The sequence below is a fragment of the Nocardioides perillae genome, assembly GCF_013409425.1.
GTDB classification, from domain to species: Bacteria; Actinomycetota; Actinomycetes; order Propionibacteriales; family Nocardioidaceae; genus Nocardioides; species Nocardioides perillae.
This window is the reverse complement of record NZ_JACCAC010000001.1, coordinates 1,411,226-1,430,955: the sequence shown is the minus strand read 5'-3', so window position 1 is coordinate 1,430,955 and position 19,730 is coordinate 1,411,226. Positions and strand designations below refer to the sequence as shown.

General features: G+C 76.8%; 17 protein-coding genes. 7 read left to right on the top strand and 10 right to left on the bottom strand.

The genetic code is table 11. The features are described 5' to 3' along the window. Positions 1-248: 248 nt before the first annotated feature. Entirely contained in the window at positions 249-1,391 is a 1,143-nt protein-coding gene (gene rlmC, locus BJ989_RS06635) for a 23S rRNA (uracil(747)-C(5))-methyltransferase RlmC (protein ID WP_179517521.1), read from the bottom strand. Positions 1,392-1,432: 41 nt separating this feature from the next. On the opposite strand from rlmC, the gene BJ989_RS06630 reads away from it, so the two are divergent. After that, the gene (locus tag BJ989_RS06630) at positions 1,433-2,353 is read left to right on the top strand and encodes a zinc metalloprotease (RefSeq protein WP_179517520.1); all 921 of its coding nucleotides are present in this window, start codon (positions 1,433-1,435) and stop codon (positions 2,351-2,353) included. A gap of 27 nt (positions 2,354-2,380) precedes the next feature. On the opposite strand, the gene BJ989_RS06625 is transcribed toward BJ989_RS06630, so the two are convergent. The 4 genes from BJ989_RS06625 to BJ989_RS06610 form a co-directional block, all read right to left on the bottom strand. Next, positions 2,381-3,127, bottom strand: a complete 747-nt coding sequence (locus tag BJ989_RS06625; RefSeq protein ID WP_179517519.1) for a hypothetical protein — start codon at positions 3,125-3,127, stop codon at positions 2,381-2,383. A gap of 139 nt (positions 3,128-3,266) precedes the next feature. Continuing rightward, on the bottom strand, positions 3,267-3,485 hold the full coding sequence (locus tag BJ989_RS06620; RefSeq protein ID WP_179517518.1) for a hypervirulence associated TUDOR domain-containing protein: 219 nt from the start codon (positions 3,483-3,485) through the stop codon (positions 3,267-3,269). Positions 3,486-3,514: 29 nt separating this feature from the next. After that, complete coding sequence (locus tag BJ989_RS06615; RefSeq protein WP_179517517.1) at positions 3,515-3,997, bottom strand: hypothetical protein; 483 nt, start codon at positions 3,995-3,997, stop codon at positions 3,515-3,517. A 10-nt stretch (positions 3,998-4,007) separates the two neighbouring features. Then, entirely contained in the window at positions 4,008-4,550 is a 543-nt protein-coding gene (locus BJ989_RS06610; RefSeq protein ID WP_343049145.1) for a metallophosphoesterase family protein, read from the bottom strand. Positions 4,551-4,672: 122 nt separating this feature from the next. On the opposite strand from BJ989_RS06610, the gene BJ989_RS06605 reads away from it, so the two are divergent. After that, entirely contained in the window at positions 4,673-5,098 is a 426-nt protein-coding gene (locus BJ989_RS06605) for a VOC family protein (protein WP_179517516.1), read from the top strand. A 4-nt stretch (positions 5,099-5,102) separates the two neighbouring features. On the opposite strand, the gene BJ989_RS06600 is transcribed toward BJ989_RS06605, so the two are convergent. Together BJ989_RS06600 and BJ989_RS06595 are read right to left on the bottom strand one after the other, a co-directional pair. Beyond that, a complete protein-coding gene (locus BJ989_RS06600; RefSeq protein ID WP_179517515.1) occupies positions 5,103-7,439 on the bottom strand; it encodes a prolyl oligopeptidase family serine peptidase in 2,337 nt (778 codons plus the stop codon). 32 nt (positions 7,440-7,471) lie between these two features. Continuing rightward, positions 7,472-8,536 carry a hypothetical protein gene (locus BJ989_RS06595; protein ID WP_179517514.1) on the bottom strand — a complete coding sequence of 355 codons (1,065 nt, stop codon included), beginning with the start codon at positions 8,534-8,536 and terminating at the stop codon, positions 7,472-7,474. A gap of 56 nt (positions 8,537-8,592) precedes the next feature. Here BJ989_RS06595 and BJ989_RS06590 point away from each other — a divergent pair, with 56 nt between their 5' ends. Both BJ989_RS06590 and BJ989_RS06585 read left to right on the top strand, forming a co-directional pair. Further along, a complete protein-coding gene (locus BJ989_RS06590; protein ID WP_179517513.1) occupies positions 8,593-10,383 on the top strand; it encodes a DUF429 domain-containing protein in 1,791 nt (596 codons plus the stop codon). A 176-nt stretch (positions 10,384-10,559) separates the two neighbouring features. Beyond that, a complete protein-coding gene (locus tag BJ989_RS06585; protein WP_218848752.1) occupies positions 10,560-13,541 on the top strand; it encodes a M14 family zinc carboxypeptidase in 2,982 nt (993 codons plus the stop codon). Positions 13,542-13,605: 64 nt separating this feature from the next. Here the strand turns inward: BJ989_RS06585 and BJ989_RS06580 are convergent, their stop codons facing one another. Beyond that, positions 13,606-14,217 (bottom strand): hypothetical protein, encoded by a 612-nt coding sequence (locus BJ989_RS06580; RefSeq protein WP_179517512.1) that lies wholly within the window; start codon positions 14,215-14,217, stop codon positions 13,606-13,608. Between the two features lie 281 nt (positions 14,218-14,498). Here BJ989_RS06580 and BJ989_RS06575 point away from each other — a divergent pair, with 281 nt between their 5' ends. Next, on the top strand, positions 14,499-14,810 hold the full coding sequence (locus BJ989_RS06575) for a hypothetical protein (protein WP_179517511.1): 312 nt from the start codon (positions 14,499-14,501) through the stop codon (positions 14,808-14,810). Continuing rightward, positions 14,807-15,916, top strand: a complete 1,110-nt coding sequence (locus tag BJ989_RS06570) for a hypothetical protein (protein WP_179517510.1) — start codon at positions 14,807-14,809, stop codon at positions 15,914-15,916. The genes BJ989_RS06575 and BJ989_RS06570 overlap by 4 nt, the downstream gene beginning before the upstream one ends. 106 nt (positions 15,917-16,022) lie before the next feature. On the opposite strand, the gene BJ989_RS06565 is transcribed toward BJ989_RS06570, so the two are convergent. Continuing rightward, complete coding sequence (locus tag BJ989_RS06565; RefSeq protein ID WP_179517509.1) at positions 16,023-17,477, bottom strand: hypothetical protein; 1,455 nt, start codon at positions 17,475-17,477, stop codon at positions 16,023-16,025. A gap of 144 nt (positions 17,478-17,621) precedes the next feature. After that, positions 17,622-18,968 carry a DUF222 domain-containing protein gene (locus BJ989_RS06560; RefSeq protein WP_179517508.1) on the bottom strand — a complete coding sequence of 449 codons (1,347 nt, stop codon included), beginning with the start codon at positions 18,966-18,968 and terminating at the stop codon, positions 17,622-17,624. Positions 18,969-19,133: 165 nt separating this feature from the next. Here BJ989_RS06560 and BJ989_RS06555 point away from each other — a divergent pair, with 165 nt between their 5' ends. Then, positions 19,134-19,709 carry an isochorismatase family protein gene (locus tag BJ989_RS06555; RefSeq protein ID WP_218848751.1) on the top strand — a complete coding sequence of 192 codons (576 nt, stop codon included), beginning with the start codon at positions 19,134-19,136 and terminating at the stop codon, positions 19,707-19,709. The last annotated feature ends 21 nt before the right edge of the window (positions 19,710-19,730 follow it).

Sequence of the window (19,730 nt, the reverse complement as noted above, 5' to 3'; positions counted from 1 at the left end):
TCTCCCGCGGAGGCGCATGCCCGCACCCCGTGGGGGTACCGACCGCTGCCGGACGCCGCGCAGCGGGGCGTCCGGGGAGTGCTCGGGTGACGATCCGGGCGCGGCCCCGGACGGATCGCTGCCGCAGCGCAGCCGAGCGGAGGCCCGTACGCCGTGTCGCCTCCCGCTCGGCGGCCCGGTCGCCGGGCTGGGGTCGAACGGACGGCCCCGGCCCACCCCTCCCGGACGGCCGAGCCGCGCTGCGACCCTCAGCGGCGCAGGTCGACCAGCACCTCGTGGTGCGCGGTCTGGGGGAACATGTCCAGCACCTGCCCGCGCACCGGCCGCAGCGAGGGCATCGCGGCGAGGTCGCGTGCCAGCGACGCGGTGTTGCAGCTGGAGTAGAGCACCTGCCGCACGCCCGAGGCCTCGAGCCAAGCGGCCAGCTCCTCCCCCACGCCGCGCCGCGGCGGGTTCACGACGACGAGGTCCGGCGGCTGCTCCCCGCGCGCGGCTGCGCCCACGGCCCAGGCCGTCGCGTCGCCGGCGACGAAGCGCACCTGCCCCGGGCCCAGGCCCTGCTCGCGCGCGGACTGCTCCGCGCTGGCGACGGCCTCGGCGCTGAGCTCGACCCCGACCACCTGGCGCCCGGGGCCGGCCAGGTGCAGCGCGAAGCCACCGACGCCGCAGTAGAGGTCCCACACCCGTCCCTCCCCCGCGGCCCACGAGCGGGCGCGGTCGTAGAGGGCCGCGGCCACCGCGAGGTTGGTCTGGAAGAAGCTCTGCGGGCGCAGGTGCAGCCGCACGTCGCCGACCCGCATCGGCAGCGTGGCGCGCGCCGTCAGCACCTCCTCGACCTCGCCCTCCAGCACCGCCTTGTGCTCCGGCTGCAGGTTGACCGACAGCACCGTCAGCCCCGGCAGCTGCTCGGCGAGCCAGGGCAGGTGCTTGCGCACGCGCGCGACCGGCTCGCGCGAGCGGAGCACCAGCCTCACCATCAGCTCGCCGTCGGGCGACTCCGTGACCAGCAGGTGCTTGAGCTCGCCGCGGCGCGTGGGCACGTCGTACGGCGTGAGCGCGGCGCGGGTGACGAAGCCGGCGAGCACCGGGAGCGCGACGTGGAGCCCGGTCGTGTGCAAACCGCAGTGGCGCAGGTCGGTGCCCCGCCCGTCGGGGCCGAGGATGCCCAGGGTGGGCGCCTCGACGGTGCCGGCGACGACCATCTTGGCCTTGGAGCGGAAGCCCGCCTCGCGACTGGGCACGGGCGGCAGCCAGGCGAGGTCCGCCGCGGTGGGCACGGCCGCCAGCAGCTCGGCGCAGTGGGCCTGGGTCGCGGCCAGCTGCTCGGCGTAGGGCCGGCCCATCCAGGTGCACGAGCGGCAGGCGCCCGCGTCGAAGTAGTCGCACTGCATCAGGCCGACCAGGCTAGTGCCGCCACCGTAGGCTCGGCGGCGTGGGACGGGGTGAGGAGCGGGAGCGGCGTCGGCGCGCCCGGGAGCTCGAGGAGCGCATGCGCGAGCTCGACGACCTCGACCGCCGCTACGGCCTCGGCGCCCTGCCCGGCACCACCAGCCCGCTCGCGGGGCCCTTCGCGCCCCCGCCGCAGCACCGCCGGCGGCGACGGGTCGGCGGCGGCAGCGGGCTGGTGCCCGGCCTGGTGCTGACGGTCCTCGTCGTCACCGGGCTGGTGGCCCTCGCGCCGGGCGCCGACTTCGACTCGGTGCGCCGTCTCGTGGGCCTCGGCCCCGACCGCATCACCGCGGCCCCGACGATCCCCGGTGGCAAGGGTCAGTTCGCCTTCCTCCAGGAGCAGCCCGACGGCAGTCCCGTCGGCTGGGACCCGTGCCGCCCGATCCGCTACGAGGTCAACCTCGACGGCGCCCCGGAGGACGCCGAGGAGATGGTCGCGACCGCGGTCGAGCGCACGTCGGAGGCGACCGGCCTGGTCTTCGAGCTGGTCGGCGAGACCGACGAGCGCGACTTCTTCCAGCGGCAGGACGGGCTCATGGGTGACCCGCCGCCGGTGCTGGTCGGGTGGGGCACCGCGGCGGAGTTCGAGGACCTCGCCGGCGACGTCGCCGGGCTCGGCGGCGCGGTGGCGGTGGGTCCGCGCGGCCAGCGGTCCTTCTACCGCACCGGCAGCGTGCTGCTCGACGCCGAGGCGTTCGAGGAGATCGACGAGCAGACCCGCGGCGGCGACCGCGCCCGCGCGCTGCAGCAGGCCGTGGTCGACCACGAGTTCGGCCACCTCGTCGGGCTCGCCCACGTCGAGGACCCGCGCGAGCTGATGCACGGTGAGGGCGTCGGCACCGTCGAGTACGGCCCCGGCGACCTGCAGGGCCTCGCGCGGGTCGGCGGCGTGCCCTGCCGCTGAGCCGACCACGCGACGGGTCGCCCGGGGTCAGTCGTCGCGCTGGGCGCGCGCCGTGCGGTAGGCCGGCTCCCGCAGCCGGGCGACGACGCGGTAGTGCGCCAGGCCCGGCAGCACGCGGAGCACGGGGTCGAAGGAGACGTCCGGCGGGGCGTGCCTGGGATGGCCGCGGTGGGCGTCGCCGTCGGCGTCGGTCACCTCGCGCCCGGAGACGCACAGCTCGGCGAAGGGGTGCCACGGTCCGCTCCCCCGCGCCCAGGAGAGCTCGACGACGGGCTCCTCCGGCGCGCCGTCCTCGGGTGCGTCGACCCGGCGGGCGCCGAGGAGGAGCGGACCCACGGGGCTGCGGTAGGGCAGGAGGCTGGTCTGCGGCCGCGACCACGGGTCGACCCCGGCCGTGAGCAGCCAGCGGGTCAGCCGGCCCCGGCCGGTCGAGGCGAGGAGCACGTCGGCGGGGCCGTCGTCGAGGTGCAGGCGCAGCGCGAGGCCGTGCACGTCGGGGGCCGGCGCCGGCAGGCCGACGGCGCGCGAGGTGCGCACCCAGGCGGCGTCGGTGCCGGGCTCGTCGAGCCAGGCGACACCGGTGCGGGGCGCCCCGGTGGCCTCGGCGCCGCGGCGCACGAGCGTGCCGTGGCGCAGCCGTCCGCGCGGGTGCAGCGGCTTGGCGGCCGGCCGGGCCGCGGCGACGACGCGCACGCCGGCGGCGAGCAGCGCGCCGCCGCCGGACGCGGCCGCCGATGCCAGCCGCACGGCCGGGCGAGGTGGTGGTGTGCTCACGCCACGACGTACCCGGCGGGCCGGCGGGGACACGCCCGCATGCTCGCGAGAGGCGGGGGTACGAGGCGGGGTCCCCGCGGCGGCGGTGACGTCCGGGGGGTCGGACGTCGTCCCGAGACCGCCGCCGCGGGCACCGCGCTCAGGACTTCTTCTTCAGCGCTCCCGGCTTGTGGACGGCCTCGCCACCCGACTTCTCGCTCTTCACGAGGTACTGCGGGTCGTCCTTGCTCGCCTTGACCGTGCGGCCGCCGGCCTCGGTGTCGCTGGTGATCTTCTCCTCCACCTCGCCGACGGCCTTGCCGCCGTGCGACTTCCACTCGACCTCGTCGCCCTTCTTCAGGTCCTCGTCGTCTGCCATGGCAGGCCGGTACCCACCACGGCGAGGTCTCAGGCGAGCGGGCCGAGGTCGGCGGCGCGGCCGGCGTCGGTGAGCCCCCAGGTGCCCGGGGCCTGCGCGAGCAGGCCCTCGTCGATCAGCTCCTTGCGCGCCTTGCGGGCCGCTGCGCGCCAGCGCATCTCGCCCTGGGGGTTGGGGTCGCGGTCGCCCGGGCGGAGCGCGTCGCCGACCCGCTCCTCGAGGCGGGCGAAGGCCTCGTCGTGGCCGAGGGGCGCCTCGGCGTCCTGCAGCACGGCGAGGATCGCGGGGCGCAGCTCGGCCGGCTGGGTCCACTTGCGCACGACCGCGCGCTTGACCGGCGCGGCCTTCGCGGCGCGCGGTGCGCGGGCGGTCGTGCCCGAGGACGGCGCGCTCGCGGCGCGGGTGCGCACGGGGCTCGCCTTCGGCGGGGCGGGCGGCGCCACGGGCGCGGGGCGGCCGTGCACGCACTGGCTGAGGGGCAGGTCGCAGTGCTCGCAGTAGTCGTCCGCCACGGCCCCGAACCTACCGCCCGCCCCCGCGCGGCACGCGAGGTGGGAGCCGGTGGAGCACCACCTCGCCCAGCCGGCCGCCGGCGACCACGGCCGTCGCGTAGGTGCAGTGCGGCTGCTGCCGTCGGTCGGTCGGCGAGCCTGGGTTGAGCAGCCGCAGGCCCCGCGGGGTCGTGGTGTCCCACGGGACGTGGCTGTGGCCGAAGACGAGCACGTCGAGGTCGGGGTACGCCGCGTCCGCCCGCGCCTCGCGCCCCGCCTTGCCGCCGGTCTCGTGCACGACGCCGAGCCGCAGCCCGTCGAGCTCGACGCGCGCGACCTCGGGCAGCCGGGCGCGCAGGCCGGGTCCGTCGTTGTTGCCCCAGCAGGCCACGAGCCGCGCGCCGGCCGCGGCGCAGCGCGCCTCGAGCGCGTCGAGGGTGGCCTCGTCCACCCAGTCGCCGGCGTGCACCACCACGTCGGCCTCGTCGACCGCCGCCCACAGCGCGGCCGGCAGGTCCTTCGCCCGCTTCGGCAGGTGGGTGTCGGCCATCAGCACCAGGCGCAGCGAGCTCACCGACCCATCCTGTCGGACCCGTCCGCCAGGCTGCGATGAGTCCGGGGCGCGCCGCCGGTCTGCCCGGCGTACCTGCTCCACCCACCCAGCACCCACCACCCACGATCCAGCGGAGGACCCCCATGGCCACCAGCCTCACCCCCTACCTCGTCTTCGACGGCACGGCCCGCGAGGCGATGACCTTCTACGCCGACGTGCTCGGCGGCCGGCTCGACGTCGTCACCTTCGGTCAGTACGGCATGGAGGGCGAGGCCGCCGACGGCGTCATGCACGCCCACCTGCTCACCGACGACGGCATGCGGATCATGGCCTCCGACGGCGCACCGGGCGACCCGGTCGTGCCGGGCAGCCAGGTCAACCTGTGCCTCAACGGCGACGACCTCGAGCGCGTCAGCGCGGCCTTCGCGCGTCTCGGCGAGGGTGGCGAGGTGCACGTCGAGCTGGCGCCGCAGATGTGGGGCGACACCTTCGGCCAGTGCCGCGACCGCTTCGGCATCGTCTGGATGGCCAACGTCGGCGGGGCGCCCGCGGAGGACGCCCCGGCCTGAGCCGTCAGCAGCGCAGCCGCAGCACCCGGTCGTCGGCGACCCGCACGGTGCGGGTGCCGCCGGGCAGGCGCCGCAGCACGAGCGTGACCGGGCCGTCGGTGACCACGCGCACGGTGCCGCAGCGCAGCCCTGCGCGGCGCATGTCGACGCCCACCCGGGCGACGTTGGTCAGCCGCAGCGTCAGCGCCTGGCGCCGGGGCAGGGCGCGGCCGAGGTCCCAGGTCAGGTCCGAGCGCACCGCCGGCAGCGGCGAGGCGACCGGGGCCGGCCCCGTGCGGCGCACGGTCACGGCGCGGCCGGGCAGGGCCGCCGACACCGCGCGCACCCGGGCGAGCGAGCCGGGGCCGGTCGACCGGGCCTGCAGCCCGTCGAGCCAGTAGGCGGTGGTCGCGCCGATGCCGAGGTCGCTGCGGCTCAGGTGCGGGCGCCACGTGAAGTCCACGTCGCGGGGACGGTGCGGCACGACGGGGCGGCCGAGGCCGGACACGACGGAGTCGAACCGGTCCTGGGTGGCGAAGAGCAGGTGGTCCTCGGCGGGGTAGCGCACGAAGCGGTGGCGCAGGCCGAGCGCGTCGAAGCGCTGCACCTGCCGCTCGACCGAGGGGAAGGGCACGAGCTGGTCGAGCGTGCCGTGCCCGATGCGGAAGGGCAGCCACCGGGCGTTGCCGACCAGGTCGTAGGCCCGGCCGTCGGTGGTGCAGCGCCCCTCGAAGGCCGGGTAGACCAGGGCGTCGCCGTCGAGGGAGACCCCGCACTGCGGCGGGCCCGCCAGGCTGACGGCGGCCGCGTACAGGTCCGGGTGCGCCAACCCGAGGTGGTAGGTCGCCCACCCGCCCATGGAGTAGCCGGTGATGACGGTGCGACGCTCGTCGAGGTCGAAGGCCCGGGCGAGCGCGGCCCACACCGACCAGTGGTCGACCTCCGCCTCGTCGAAGTACCACCCGTCGGGGCCGTGGCCCAGGGTGCCGGCGCAGATCGAGCCGCGCTGCTCGCACAGCTGCTGCTGCAGCACCGGGTCGTAGGCGGCGTACTGGTTGTGGTTGACGCTCAGCGAGTGCAGGGTCCACGTCAGCGGCGCGGGCCGGCCGGGCCGGTAGGTCTGCGGCACGTAGACGGAGTAGGGCTGGATCCGGCCGAGGTAGTTGGGCCGCCCGTCGCCGGTGCCCTGGCCCTCGTCGGCCACGACGCCCTGCCCCAGGCGGAGGCGGCTGACGTACCAGCGGTTGCTGTGCCCGCGCAGGAGCGGCTCGGGCGTGCGCGCCCGGCGCGCGAGCCGCGCCCAGTCGACGACGCGGCTGAACTCGCTGACGTCGCCGGTCGCGAGCGCGTCGGCCTGGTGGTCCTCGCTCCAGAAGTTCCCCGTGACGAAGCGGGCCTGCCCGTCGGCACCGAGCTGGTCGAGCAGGGGCGTGCCGGCCGCCAGCAGCTCGAGCGCGGCGACCAGGGCCGCGGTGCGGCTGCTGCGGAAGACGGCCGGCTCCTGCGCCGCCGTCCGGTAGGCGACGTTGTAGGCGCGGGCCGCGCCCGGCGGCAGCGGCAGGCCGCCCGTGGTCTGCGGGGCGGCCATCGAGCGGCCGTCGGGTGCGGCGAGGCCGGTGGCGAGGCGCACCCGCCACTGCCCGCCGACCGGCAGTAGGCGGCGCGGGACGCGCACGACGAACGAGCGGGCGGCACGGTCGACGGTGAGCCGGCCGCCGCGGTCGGCGACGTCGACGACGCGACCGGTGCGCAGGTCGTGCAGCCACGCGCCGCGGCTCGAGACGACGAGCGCGCGGTCCAGCCCGGCCGAGGTCAGACCGGCCGCGGCGGGCCACGTCGCCACCCCGGTCGCGGCCGACGCGTCGGTGTCGAGACCCCACACGGCCAGCGGCACGGCCGGGTCGACGAGGGTGTTCCAGTCGACCCGCCAGTAGGACGCGCGGCGGTCGAGGCCGGTCGCGGCGACGAAGACGTCGGCGCCGTTGCCGCGCGCCGGGCCCGCGGGGTAGGTGTAGACGCCCTGCTCGGGCGCGAGCATCGCCGTGTTGTCGAGCGTCAGCCCGGTCGGCAGCGCTGCTCCGTGGTCGTCGTAGAGGAAGTCCGACCAGTAGTCGGCGCCGCCGTGCAGCCGGCCGGTGCCCGACGTGCGCGAGAGCCGCTGCGCGAAGGGCCAGCCCTGCGGCGCGCGCAGCGCCGGCTCGGGCCGGGTGGCGGCCGCCGGCACTCCGCGCGGCAGGTCGTCGGGCGCGGCGGTCGCCTGCGCCGCCGGGGCGGAGACGACGCCCAGGGCGCTCGCCGCCAGGGCGGTGGCCAGCCCGGCGACGGCGGTGCGGGCGAGGGTGCGGAGCGGGGCGTGCGGCACGGCGGACCTCCCGAGGTCTGTTGGACGCAGGTTCAACGACTGGCAGTGGTCGTGGTCACGGGCGCGGGCACCGGCGCCGACGCCGACGACGGCACCGGCGCGACGAGCACCGGCGCGGCGGCCCGCCCGCCGGGCACCGCCGCGCAGCGACCCGCGACCACGTCGCAGCGCACGAGCTGCTCGACGCCACCGTCGCCGCCGGGCCGGCTCACCGACCCGACGAGGGCGGTGTCGTCGAGCCAGCCGCGCAGGAAGAAGCGGCCCCGCGGCAGCGTCAGCCCGCGTGGCAGGTCGCGGCCCTCGCTGAACTCCAGCACGAAGACCAGCGCCTGGCCGCCCACGTCCTCCCCCACCCACGCGGCGCGGCGCCCGTCGGGCGAGCCGATGCCGCTGCGGCCACCGGCCCCGTCGTCGCGCTCGAAGCGCGTCAGGTCGCCGGCGGCGACCACGCGGCCGGGCAGGCCACCGGGACCCGGCGGCGAGGGCACGACCGCGTCGGTGAGGTCGCGCCCCTCCCCGGTGGCGAGGTCGAGCGCCCGCGGCGGGCCCAGCGCCGGCTGCACCAGCGCCGCGCCGTCCTCGAAGCCGAGCAGGTAGGGCGGCCGCTCGGCGTACAGCGCGTCGAGGTCCTGGCCCCGCGCCCCGTTGCCGGTGGCGTCGCGCGCGACGACCTCCCCGGTGGTGGTGTCGACGACCGTGAACTCGGCGACCCGCCCGCTGCGCAGCGACAGCGGGCCGCGCTCGGCGTCGACGAAGCCGAGCCAGCGGCCGTCGGCCGACGTCACCAGCGACGCCCGTGCGCCGACCTCGCCCACCTCGCGGAAGGCGCCGTCGGCGTAGTGGTGCAGGGTGGACCCGGCCAGGTAGTAGAGGCCGCCACGGGTGGCGACGAGCTCGTCGGGCGCCTCGTCGAGGTCGTACGCCGTGTCCCCGACCTGCAGCCGGGTGCCGCTGGCCCACACCAGCGTCCCGGGAGCGGCGACGGGGCCGCCCACCGGCACGTCGAGCGCTGGGCGGCGGTCGACGGCGACGAAGCCCACGGCCAGCACGACGGCCACGACCGCGGCGCCCAGCAGGGTGCGGACGCGGCGCGGCATGCCTCGAGCGTAGGCAGCACCCCCCCACCCGCACGGGTGACGGGCAGGATGTGCCCGTGCACTTCGTCGGGATCGACCTCGCGTGGGGGGAGCGTGCGCCGTCGGGGCTCGCGGTCCTCGACGAGCACGGCCGGCTGCTGCACGTCTCGGCGGCGACCACCGACGACACCGTCGTCGCGGCACTCGAGCCCTTCACCCGCGGCGACTGCCTGGTGGCCGTCGACGCCCCGCTCATCGTGGTCAACGAGACGGGCAACCGGCCGTGCGAGGCCGAGCTGAACCGCGACTTCCGCGCCTACGAGGCGGGCGCCCACCCGGCCAACCGGGGCAAGCCGGAGTTCCGCGAGACCCCGCGCGGCGCCCGGCTCGCGGCGCGGCTGGGCCTCGACATCGACCCGGTCTCGGCCTCGGGGCGCCGCGCGATCGAGGTCTACCCCCACCCCGCGACGGTCGCGCTCTTCGACCTCCCCCGCACGCTGAAGTACAAGGCCAAGCCCGGCCGCGCCCTCGCCGACCTGCGCGCCGAGCTGCTGCGCCTCGTCGAGCTGCTCGAGTCGCTCGAGACCGCTGCGACACCGCTGCACCTGCGCCACGCCGGCCCGTGGCACGCCTTGCGCGACGAGGTCGCCACGGCCGCGACGAAGGCCGCGCTGCGCCGCACCGAGGACCAGGTCGACGCGGTGGTGTGCGCCTACGTCGCGCTCTTCGCGACCCGGCGGCCGCTGGAGACGACGATCTACGGCGACGGCGCGACGGGCTACATCGTGACCCCCACGCTGCCGGCTCTGCTGCCACCGGTCGTGGCCGAGGAGCGCGCGGCGGCGGAGGCCCGGGCGGCGGCACCGGCCCGGGTCGCGGAGCCGGTCGCGCGCGCCGTGCGGCAGTACGCCGCGCTGCAGCCGACCCTCGTCGAGCCCACCCGGCGCTGGACCGCCGCGATCGAGTCGCTGCTCGACGAGGCCGGCATCAACTACCTCACCGTCACCGGACGCACGAAGAGCGTCGCGAGCTTCGCGGCGAAGGCAGTGCGCGAGGTCGACGGCCGCCCGGCCTACGACGACCCGCTCGTCGGCATCACCGACCAGATCGGCGTGCGCGTCATCACCTACGTGCACAGCGACGTCGCGGCGGTCGCCCAGCTCTTCGCCGACCAGCTCGTCGTCATCGACGACCGCGACCTCGGCGAGGAGACCGCGAGCCAGGGCCGCTTCGGCTACGCCTCGCGCCACCTGCTGGTGCGCACGGCGCGCGACGACCCCGACGGGCTCGGGGACCACGCCGCCAGCGTGCAGGTGCGCACGGTGCTGCAGCACGCGTGGGCCGAGTTCGAGCACGACATCCGCTACAAGGGCACGATCCCCGACGAGCACGTGAGCGACCTCGACCGCCGCTTCACCCTCGCCGCCGGCCTGCTCGAGCTCGCCGACCGCGAGTTCTCCGCGATCCGCGAGCGGCTACGCGTCGCGGGCAGCGAGACCTCCGGCCTCGACGGCTCGGGCGCCGACCCGGCCGACCCCCGCATCAGCGGCCAGGAGCTCGCCTCCTTCCTCTCCGCGCAGTACGCCGACGCCGGCTGGTCGCGCAGCGACCACTACTCCTGGATCGCGGGACTCCTCCTCGAGCTCGGCATCACGAGCCTCGACGAGCTGGCGGCGCTGCTCGCCTCGGTCGACACCGGGGCGCTGATCGCGCGCATGGGCTACCGCTACCCCGCCGGCGCCGTGCGCCGCCTCGACGACGCGCTCCTCGCGATCTTCGGCGAGCAGTACGTCGCGCTGCACGGCAACGCGCACCGCACTGACCTGCTGCGCACCCGCCTCGAGCGGCTCGCGGGCGACGAGGTCTGAGCAGCGCGGACCCGCCCGCTGCGCCGGAAGGTCACGAGAAGGTCACGACCGCGGACGGTGGCCGCCGAGCCCTGGGCAAGCGGGCCGGGGTGGGACATCCTGGCGCCCCCCTCCCCTCGCGCTGTGACCCGCGGCACAGGGACGGGTCCTCCCGCACCGAGAGAATCGAGCAGCACGTGACGAAGAAGTCCTCGGGGATCGTCCTGACCAGCCTGGCGCTCGCCGCCACGACGGTCCTGGTCAGCCCCGGCAGCGCCACCGCCGAGCCCGGTGGTCCCTCCGCCCGCCCCGCCGCCGCCGACCAGGGCCGCGGCCCGGCCACGGCCCGCACCGCCCCCGGCGCCGAGTCGCGCGCCGACGTCGCCCGCCGCGCCGCGGCCGCGCCGGTCGCCGGCGACCCGGTCGAGATGCCCACCTCCTACCCCACCGAGCCGACGCTGCGCGTCTACGAGGACCAGGAGCCCGACGCCGCCGCCGAGAGCAGCACGATCCGCTTCTCCGACATCGCCCCGAAGCTCCAGGAGCTGATGGCCGCCAGCGACCGCGTCTCCGTGCAGGTCGTCGGCCAGTCCACCCAGGGCCGCGACCTCTACCTCGTCACCGTCACCGCGCCGGAGACCACGGCCGAGACCGCCCAGCAGACTGCCTGGCGCGAGCAGATCAAGGCCGACCCGGCCGCCGCGGCGGGCGACGAGGCGCTGGCGGCCGGCTACAAGACGCCGGTGTGGATCAGCAACAACATCCACGGCAACGAGTGGGAGGGCACCGACGCCGCGATGCAGTACATCGAGGAGCTCGCCACCTCGACCGACCCGGCTGTCCTCGACATGCTGCGCACGACGCGCCTCTACTTCTCGCCCACGCTCAACCCCGACGGCCGCACCCTCGGCAACCGGGCCACCGCGCTCGGCCTCGATCCCAACCGCGACGTCATCACCAACCAGACGCCGGAGACGAAGTCCTTCGTGCGGGTCGCCCAGGCGATCCAGGCCGTCTACGCCGCCGACTTCCACGGCTACACCCGCGTGCTGCAGGTGGAGCCCTGCGGCCCGCCGCACGGCTCCAACTACGAGTACGACGTCTACCTGCCGCACAACTACGCGCTCGCGCTGAAGGTCGAGCAGGACGTCACCGCCGCGAACATCAGCGGCAACACCTACTACGACCCGGCCTCGCCGACCGGGACGACCCTTGTCAACAACGGCAAGATCAAGATCCCCTACCGCGACACCCCGTCGGGCTGGGACGACTTCCCGCCGATCTTCACCGCGCAGTACGCCGCCTACTACGGCGCCGCGTCGGCCACCGTCGAGCTCCCGCTGCCGCGCACCGGCACGCGTCAGACCGCCGTGACCGCGCCCATCAACACCGAGGTCGCCTACGAGACCATGAAGTCGATGCTCGGCTACATGGCCGTCCCCGCCAACGCCCGCGAGATGGTGCAGAACCAGATCGAGGTGTTCCGCCGCGGCGCGGCGGGCGAGCCGAAGGTCTCGCTCACGACCGAGAACATCAACAGGGTCACCGAGGGACCGACCCAGTGGAAGGAGCACTGGGACGAGGCCGACGACCAGGAGCCCGTGGTGCTGCCGCGGGCCTACGTCATCCCGGTCGGCGGCGGCCAGCGCAGCGACTCCGACGCCCGCGCCCTGGTCGAGCAGCTGCTCTTCCACGAGGTCGAGGTCGGCACGCTCGACCGCGCGACGACCGTCGGCGGCACGACCTACCCCGCCGGCTCCTACGTCGTCGACATGCACCAGGCCAAGCGCGGCCTGGCCAACGCGCTGCTCGACCTCGGCGACGACATCTCCGACAAGGTGCCGACGATGTACGACATCTCGGCCTGGTCGCTTGCCGAGCTGTGGGGCGCCGACGTCGCGAAGGTCGGCTCGACCTCCGACGTCGAGCCGGTCGGCCCGACGACGCCGGTCACGACCGTGCGCCCCGGCACGGCGCCGCGCCAGCAGCGCCACCTCGCCTTCCCGGTCGCGGGCCTGCCCGACTTCCAGGCGCTCAACGCGCTGCTGGAGGAGGGCATCGCCGTCTCGCTCCTGGAGGACGGCACCGCCGTCGTCGCGCCGCGCGCGACCGCGAAGGCACGCGAGCTCGCCACGACGTACGGCGTGGACTTCCGACCGGCGACCGGCCGCGAGACCGCGGCGCTGCGCGACGAGTCCACCAAGGGCCTGCGCGACCTGCGGATCGGGTGGACCGGCACGCAGGACGACCTGCTCTCGCTCACCGAGCTCGGCTTCGACGACCTGGTGCGGCTCGACCCGGCCACCGTGGACGCGGCGACGCTCGACGGGGTGGACGTCATCTGGGTGGGCGGCACCTTCGCCCCGGCCGAGGGCTCGGCCGCGCGCACGGCTGTGCAGGAGTGGCTCGACGAGGGCGGTGCGATCACCGGCCGCGGCGCCGGCGCCTTCGCCTCCGCTGCGTCGTTCGGGCTGGTCAGCGGCACGGCCGTCACGGGCCGTCGCGACGGCAACGGCATCGTCGCGGTCGACACCCCGGCCGCCGGCGTGCTCGGCGACTTCCCGCAGGACCGCTCCTTCATCTACCCCGCGACCTGGTTCGACGGCCTCGGCGAGGGAACGACGGCCGAGCAGTCGTACGACGCCGAGGACCCGTTCCTCGCCGGTCACTGGCTGCCGAACGACGGCGCCACCGACGGCGCCGGCGGCCCGCAGGCCGCGGCAGGCAAGGCGGCCGCGGTGTCGGGCGTCGACGAGGAGACCGGCGCGAAGGCGTTCGTCTTCGGCACCTCGGTCTTCTTCCGCACCCACCCGAAGGGCATGCTCAGCCAGGCCGGCACCGCCCTCCTGTGGGCCGGCCCGGAGGCGCGAGGGGTCCAGGCGCCGCGTGCCGCGTCGAAGGTCCGCGTCCGCGCCGACCGCGCCGGTCAGGTGCGTCGCGGCGAGGGCCCGGTGCGGATCACGGTGACCTACCGCGTGCCGCCGCGCGCGGGCGTGGGCACGGTCAACGTGTTCGACGACGGTGAGCTGCTGCGCCGCGTCCGGATCGACGAGGCCGACCGCGGGGTCGAGTCGTTCACGGTGCGCCTCGAGCGCGGCGTGCACCGCATCGCCGTCCGCTTCCCCGGCGACGGCGACACCAAGGGCAGCTGGGCCCGCACCCGCGTGCGGGTGCGCTGACCTGCTGCACACCACGAGGGCCCGGAGCGCGTCGCGCTCCGGGCCCTCCGTCGTGGTGCCGGGGTCACTGCCCCTCGTGCAGCACCCAGACCTGGTCGACAGCGGCGGCGAGGCGGCGGCGCACGGCGGCGGCCTCGGCACGGGTGCTGGTCACGCCGAGGCGCGAGGCGGCGGCGAGCGCATCTGCGGCCTCGTCCAGCGCCTGCGCGAGCAGCGCGAGCGCCTGGGGGTCGTCTGCGTGCAGCTCGGCGACCTCGCCGGCCCACGCGGTGAGGCGGCGGGCCGCCACGGCCGTGCGCAGCAGCGTACGGTGGTCGTCGCCGCGCAGCGTCCGCACCGCGCGGCGCGCGGCGCTGAGCTCGTCGGCGGTCGCCGCGGCGCACACCTGCGCGCGCAGCGCGGTCAGCACGACCCGGTCGGCTGCGACGGCCCCGGCCAGCGCGTCGCGCTGAGCGGGGTCGAGCGGGCCGAGCCGCTCGCTGCGGCTGGCGGCCTCGAGGCGCGCCTCGACGCGGTCGACGGTGGCCAGCAGCCGAGCCTGGGAGGCGGCGGCCCCGCGGGGGCCGCGGGCGGCACGGGTGCCGACGAGGCGGCGCAGCGACGGGGTCTGCGGCGCGGTCCGCGTCGGGCGCGGGGCAGCACGGGTCTCCCGGACGACGGGCATCTCGAGCGTCACGGCGGCCTCCTGCGCGGGTGGGGTCCCGGCCAGCATGGGGCACCGGAGCCGCCCGACGGCGCCGATCGGCCCCCGCGCCACGCGGACGTCTGGTCCACCTGGCGCCGGGCCGGGTCGTGCCGCCGCGTCTTCCACAGGCGGCGCCGACGGCCGTTGCCGAGGCCGGCGGGGCGCCCGATGCTGGAGGCCGCGGCGAGGGCCGTGGACGCGCCCGGGCGTCGGCCGGGACCGGACGGGGGTGGGTCGTGAGCAGTGGTGGTGCAGGGTCCGACGGCGCCGGCGTGCTGCGGGTGCCCCTGAGCCGGCTGGCCTCCGCCGCCCACGGCCTGGAGGACGCGGGCCTCGAGCTCGACCGGCTCGCCGGCCCCGACGGCGACCTCGCGGCGCGCGGCGGCCGCGGCGACCTGGGCGACGCCGCGTCGGTGGTCGCCGCCGCCCTGGCCGCGGCGACTGACGCAGCCTCGCGGGTCAGCGCCGAGGCCCACGTGCTGGGCACCGCGGTCCACCTCACCGGGGAGGACGTCGGCATCACCGACGCGGAGGCCGTCGTGGCGCAGTTTCAGACCGCGCGGCCGGAGGGGGGCGGCGGGTGAGCGGAGCGTTCGACACCGAGGTGGTGGGCGAGCCCGCTGCGCTGCGCCACGCCGCCCAGCACCTGCTCGTCGAGCTCGGGCCGACCCTGGCCCGCACGGCCGACCGGGTCGCCGCGGAGCGGGCCGGTGCCCTCGCCGAGTGGTCCGGGGCGGCGGCCGAGGCGTTCGCCGAGCGCACCGCCACGCTGCTCGTGGGCGCCGAGGGCGCGGCGCGCGCGACCTGCGAGCTGGGCTGGCTGCTCGACGGCCTGGCCGGCACGCTCGAGACCGTGCTCGACGGCATGGCGCAGGTGCGGGAGCAGGCCCGGGCGCAGGGCCTGCCGGTGACCGGCACGGTGGTCTCGCCGCTGGCCGTCGCGGTGCCGGTCGGTGGCGCGCTGTCCCCTCGCGAGGCGGGACTGGTCTGCGTGCACGACGCGCTGCGCGCCCGCGCCGACGAGCTGCGTGCCCAGTGGGAAGCCGCACTCGACGACGCCGAGCACCGGGTGGACGAGCAGGGGACGCAGCTGTGGGAGCTCTGCACCCGGATGACGGTGGGCGGCTGGAGCGCCGGGCTCGTCGCCGCGGCCGCGCCTCGCCTCGGCGCGCGGTCGCTGTCCCTGGCCGCTGCGCGCGACGTGCTGTCGAGCCGGTGGGCGGAGGTCCGGGCCGCCGCGGCCGCGCGCCGGTTGCCGCCCAGCGCCTCGGCACGGGTGGCGGAGCACCACCGCGGGCTGGGCGTGCTGCACCGCGGCCTCGGCGTCGTCGGGCGGGTGCTCGACGTCAAGGCGGTCCACACCGACGTCGCCTCGGGCGAGCCGTGGTGGCAGGCCGTGGTCTCGCAGGGCGCCTCGATCGGCACGAGCACCGCGGTCACCGGAGCGGGTGCGTGGCTGGGCGGCGGGCTGGGCGCCCTGGCCGGGCCGGTCGGCGCCGTCGGCGGGGCCGCGGCCGGCGGCGCGGCCGCCGCGGGCATCGGCACGGCGCTCGGCGCCCGCGTCGACCAGCGCATCGACGCCCACCTCGAGCGCGACGAGCGGGCGCGCGCGGCCGCCGAGCGCGAGCGCACCGAGCAGCGCATCCGCTCCCTGCTGCTCGGCGGGGAGGTCTTCGCCCGGCGCCCGTGACGCGCTGCCCACGCGCGACCCTGTCCGTGCAGGCGGGCTGCGAGGTGCTCGCCCGGCGCCTGCGACGCGCCGCCGCGCACCCCCGCCGCCTCGAGCCGGCGCCGGCTCAGCTGCGCGCCGCCCCGGCGCCGAGCAGGGCGGCGAGACCGAGGGCGCTGCGCGGGGCGTACGGCGCGCGCCAGAGACCGCCGTGCGCCGCGGCGTACGCCTCGTCCTGCCAGGGGTGCTCGTGCCGCGGGCCGCCGCCGGTGTGCAGGTCGTGCACGAGCAGCGCGGCCATGAGGACGTGGGAGGTCGAGGGGTCGAAGACCTCGACGCCGAAGCGGTGGGCGCCGGCGTAGGCCGCGGCGAGGGCGCGGTTCTTCACCACCGACCGGGTGCGGGTGGGCGGCGCGACGTTCATCGAGACGGTGACGCCGTCGTGGCGCGCGACGGTGGCGCGCCAGCGCTGCAGCCGCTTCGCGAGCGCGTAGTTGGGGCCCTGCTGCGGCACGAGCGAGTCGACGACGCCCGGGTCGGAGCCCGGCGCGTAGGGCCGGCGCAGGAGTCGTCCGCCGGTGACGGTGCGCAGCGGGCGACCGACGGTCTTGGCGAGGCGCGAGCGGTGCTCGTAGGCGCGCGTGGCGTGGTCGACCGCGTCGGCGGGCACGGCGAAGACGTCGGTCGGGGTCGCGAGGAAGGCGAGCGCGACGTCGCCGCGGCCGGCCAGCAACCGTCGCGACAGTTCGTCGACGGCGACGCTGACCCGCACGTTGGTGGCGCCGTCGGCGTAGACGTAGTTGCCGACCACGAGCGTGCCCGGCTGCTCGCCGAGCCAGTCGGCGAGGGCCGGCACCTCGGCGAGCAGGTCGGCGCCCGGCTGCCCGTCGGTGACGGGCGCGACCAGGTGACCGGCGCCCTCACGAGCCGTGGCGCTGACGCGGTCCCACACCGCCTTGCGGGGCAGGTCGACGGCCGCGATCCGCGCCCCCCACCGGCTCAGCGCCTGCAGCGGACCCATCTCGGACCCCGCACCCACGACCGCGACGGTGTGGCCCTCGAGCCGCAGCCACTCGGGGTGCGCCTGCACCTCGGCGAGCGCCTCGGCCACCGTGGGCTCGACGACGCCGGCCTCCACCCAGCGGTCCACCTGCCGCCGCAGGTCGTCGCCGCGCAGCCGGTCGCCGCGGTGGGGCAGCACCAGCTCCTCCACCCGCTCCCCCGTGCCGCGCACCTCGAGCCGCCCGCCCGTCGCCGGCGGCTGCGGCCACTCGCGCAGGGGCAGGTCCGCCGCGCCCGTCTCGGGACCCGACCGCACCCGCATGCGCTCGTGCAGTGAGTCGAGCCCGGCGCGCGCGATGTCGACCGCCCCGTCGGGGGTCGCGAGCCCGGCCTCGACCAGGCGCCGGAACCACGGCACGTACTCCGAGCGCCACGCCGTCTCCCGCTCGACCGCCCCCGCACCCACCGGGTCGACGGGGCGCAGCGCGTCGGCCACGACGGCGCGACCGACCGCGGTCGTGCTGCGGCGCCCCTGCGCATCGGCGGGGAAGACGACTCCGTGCTGCTGGTCCTCGGCCATGCCGCCATCGTGCCGTGCCGAGGGCGCGCCCTCGACCACCCGCCCGGCGACCGTACGCCGCACGCGGGCGCGGCGGGGCACACCCGGTCTTCGGGTGGGAGCGGGGACGTGGCGGGTGCCGGGTGGGGCGGGCGGGGGGTCGGCCTACGTCCGCCGGTGGAACCGCCACGACCCGTCGCCGTGCCGCTGCAGCCGCCACGTCGGGTCGTGGGCGCGGCGGTGGTGGTGCGCGCAGAGGGGCACCGCGTTGTCGAGGCTGGTGTCGCCACCCTCGGACCACGCGTGCGGGTGGTGCACCTCGCACCAGGCGAAGGGCCGGTCGCAGCCGCGGGCGGCGCAGGTGTCGTGGACGACGGCGAGCGCCTGCCGCTGGGCGCGGGTGTGGAGCCGTCGCTCCCGGCCGACGTCGAGCGGCTGGCCCTCGCCGCCCATGACGACCGGCACGATGCCGGCACCGCAGGCCATCCGGCGCACGTCGCCGACCCCGGTGCGGGTGCCGGTGTCGAGGCGGCCCGTGCCGGTCTCCGTGGAGCCGTGCCACGCGTTGACCGCGTCGAGCGGCACGAGGTGGTCGGCGAGCCGCTGCTGGAGCTCGGCCAGGCCGACCGTCACCAGCACGGTGGCGCCGACCGCCCCGTGGCCGTCGGTGGGCAGGTGCTCGAGGAGCTCGCAGAAGGCGTGGCCGTGCAGCTCGGCGGTGCCGAGCGGCTCGACGGTCTCGTCGACGACCGTGCGGCCGTCGCGGTCGCGCCCGAGCCGACGCGGGGCCGAGAGCCGCTGCAGCGCGTGCAGCAGCAGCCGGCCGTGGAGCTCGGGAATGCGGAACTTGCCGCTGAAGGTGCCGTCGCCGTCGTCGCCGAAGGCGAAGAAGCACTCGCGGTCGGCGCGCCGACGCTGACGCCCGAGCATGATGGCCTCGTGCTGGTCGGCCAGCTCGCGGTCGACCGGGTCGAACATGCGGCGCACCACCTGCCGCAGCCGCTTGGGCTGCATCGGCTTGCCGGAGCGGTTGGCGGCCCCGGAGGCCTTGGCAACCGCCCACTGCTCGGCGTCCGAGCACTGCTGCGGCGTGGCCGCCTCGGGCACCTGGCGGCAGGCGTCGACGACGATCCGCACCTGCGCCAGGTTGATCCGCCCGGCGGCGAACGCGTCGCGGACGTGGTGGAAGCGCTCCTCCAGGTCGCGCGCGAGGAGCAGCCCGCCGCGCATCGCCTCACGCCGGTCGCCGGTGAGGCCGGCGGCCCAGGAGTCGGTGCCGGTCGCGGCACAGGAGTCGGCGACGCGGCGACGCTCCGCCTCGGCCAGCACGGTCAGCCGCACCGCCTGCACCTGCGCCTCCAGGGCGGCGAGCTGCTCGAGCGCGGTGCCGAGGTCGTCGAGGTCGACCTGCTCCAGACCGAGCCCCTGCACCGCCGCGACCTCGGCGCGCGCGCTCGCCAGCCGCGGCAGCACCGGGGCTGCGAGCGGGGTGCGAAGCGCGGTCACCGTCACGGGACCAGTCCAGCAGGGACCACCGACAACCACTGCGCATCCGAGGCCTTCAGTCTCACCATTCGAACACGTACTCGAGGAATGTGGGGACCTGCACCGTCGCGCACCCGCCGGCACCCGCGCCCCCCCACTACGGTGTCGCCTCGACACGAGGGAGGCTCACCGGTGGCAGGACACGCAGTCGCGCTCGGCGCGCGCACGGCGCTCGTCGTGGTCGACGTGCAGCAGGCCTTCGACGACCCGTGGTGGGGCGAGCGCGACAACCCGGCGTGCGACGACCGCGTCGCCGCACTCGTGCGCGCCTTCCACGCGGCCGGCCGCCCGGTCGTGCACGTCCAGCACTCGTCGGCCGACCCGTCCAGCCCGCTCCACCCGAGCCAGCCGGGGCACCGGCTCAAGCCCTACCTCGAGGAGCGCGAGCCCGCGCTGACCGTGACGAAGTCGGTCAACAGCAGCTTCCACGGCACCCCGGACCTCGAGGCGTGGCTGCGCGCCGATGGGGTGAGCGACCTGGTCGTCTGCGGCATCACGACCAACCACTGCTGCGAGACCACCGCCCGCGTCGGGGGCAACCTCGGCTTCACGGTCTGGTTCGCGCTCGACGCCACCCACACGTTCGACCGCGCGACACCCGACGGGGAGGTCATGACCGCCGCCGAGCTGGCACGGGCCACCGCGACCAACCTGCACGGGGAGTTCGCGACGGTGGTCAGCACCGCCGACCTGCTCGCCGCTCTCTGACGACACCCTGTCACCCGAGCC

Excerpts from the sequence above, each read along its gene's own strand:
- rlmC (WP_179517521.1), bottom strand. The coding sequence starts at position 1,391 with ATGCAGTGCGACTACTTCGACGCGGGCGCCTGCCGCTCGTGCACCTGG.
- BJ989_RS06620 (WP_179517518.1), bottom strand. The coding sequence starts at position 3,485 with ATGGCAGACGACGAGGACCTGAAGAAGGGCGACGAGGTCGAGTGGAAG.
- BJ989_RS06605 (WP_179517516.1), top strand. The coding sequence starts at position 4,673 with ATGGCCACCAGCCTCACCCCCTACCTCGTCTTCGACGGCACGGCCCGC.
- BJ989_RS06595 (WP_179517514.1), bottom strand. The coding sequence starts at position 8,536 with ATGCCGCGCCGCGTCCGCACCCTGCTGGGCGCCGCGGTCGTGGCCGTC.
- BJ989_RS06565 (WP_179517509.1), bottom strand. The coding sequence starts at position 17,477 with ATGGCCGAGGACCAGCAGCACGGAGTCGTCTTCCCCGCCGATGCGCAG.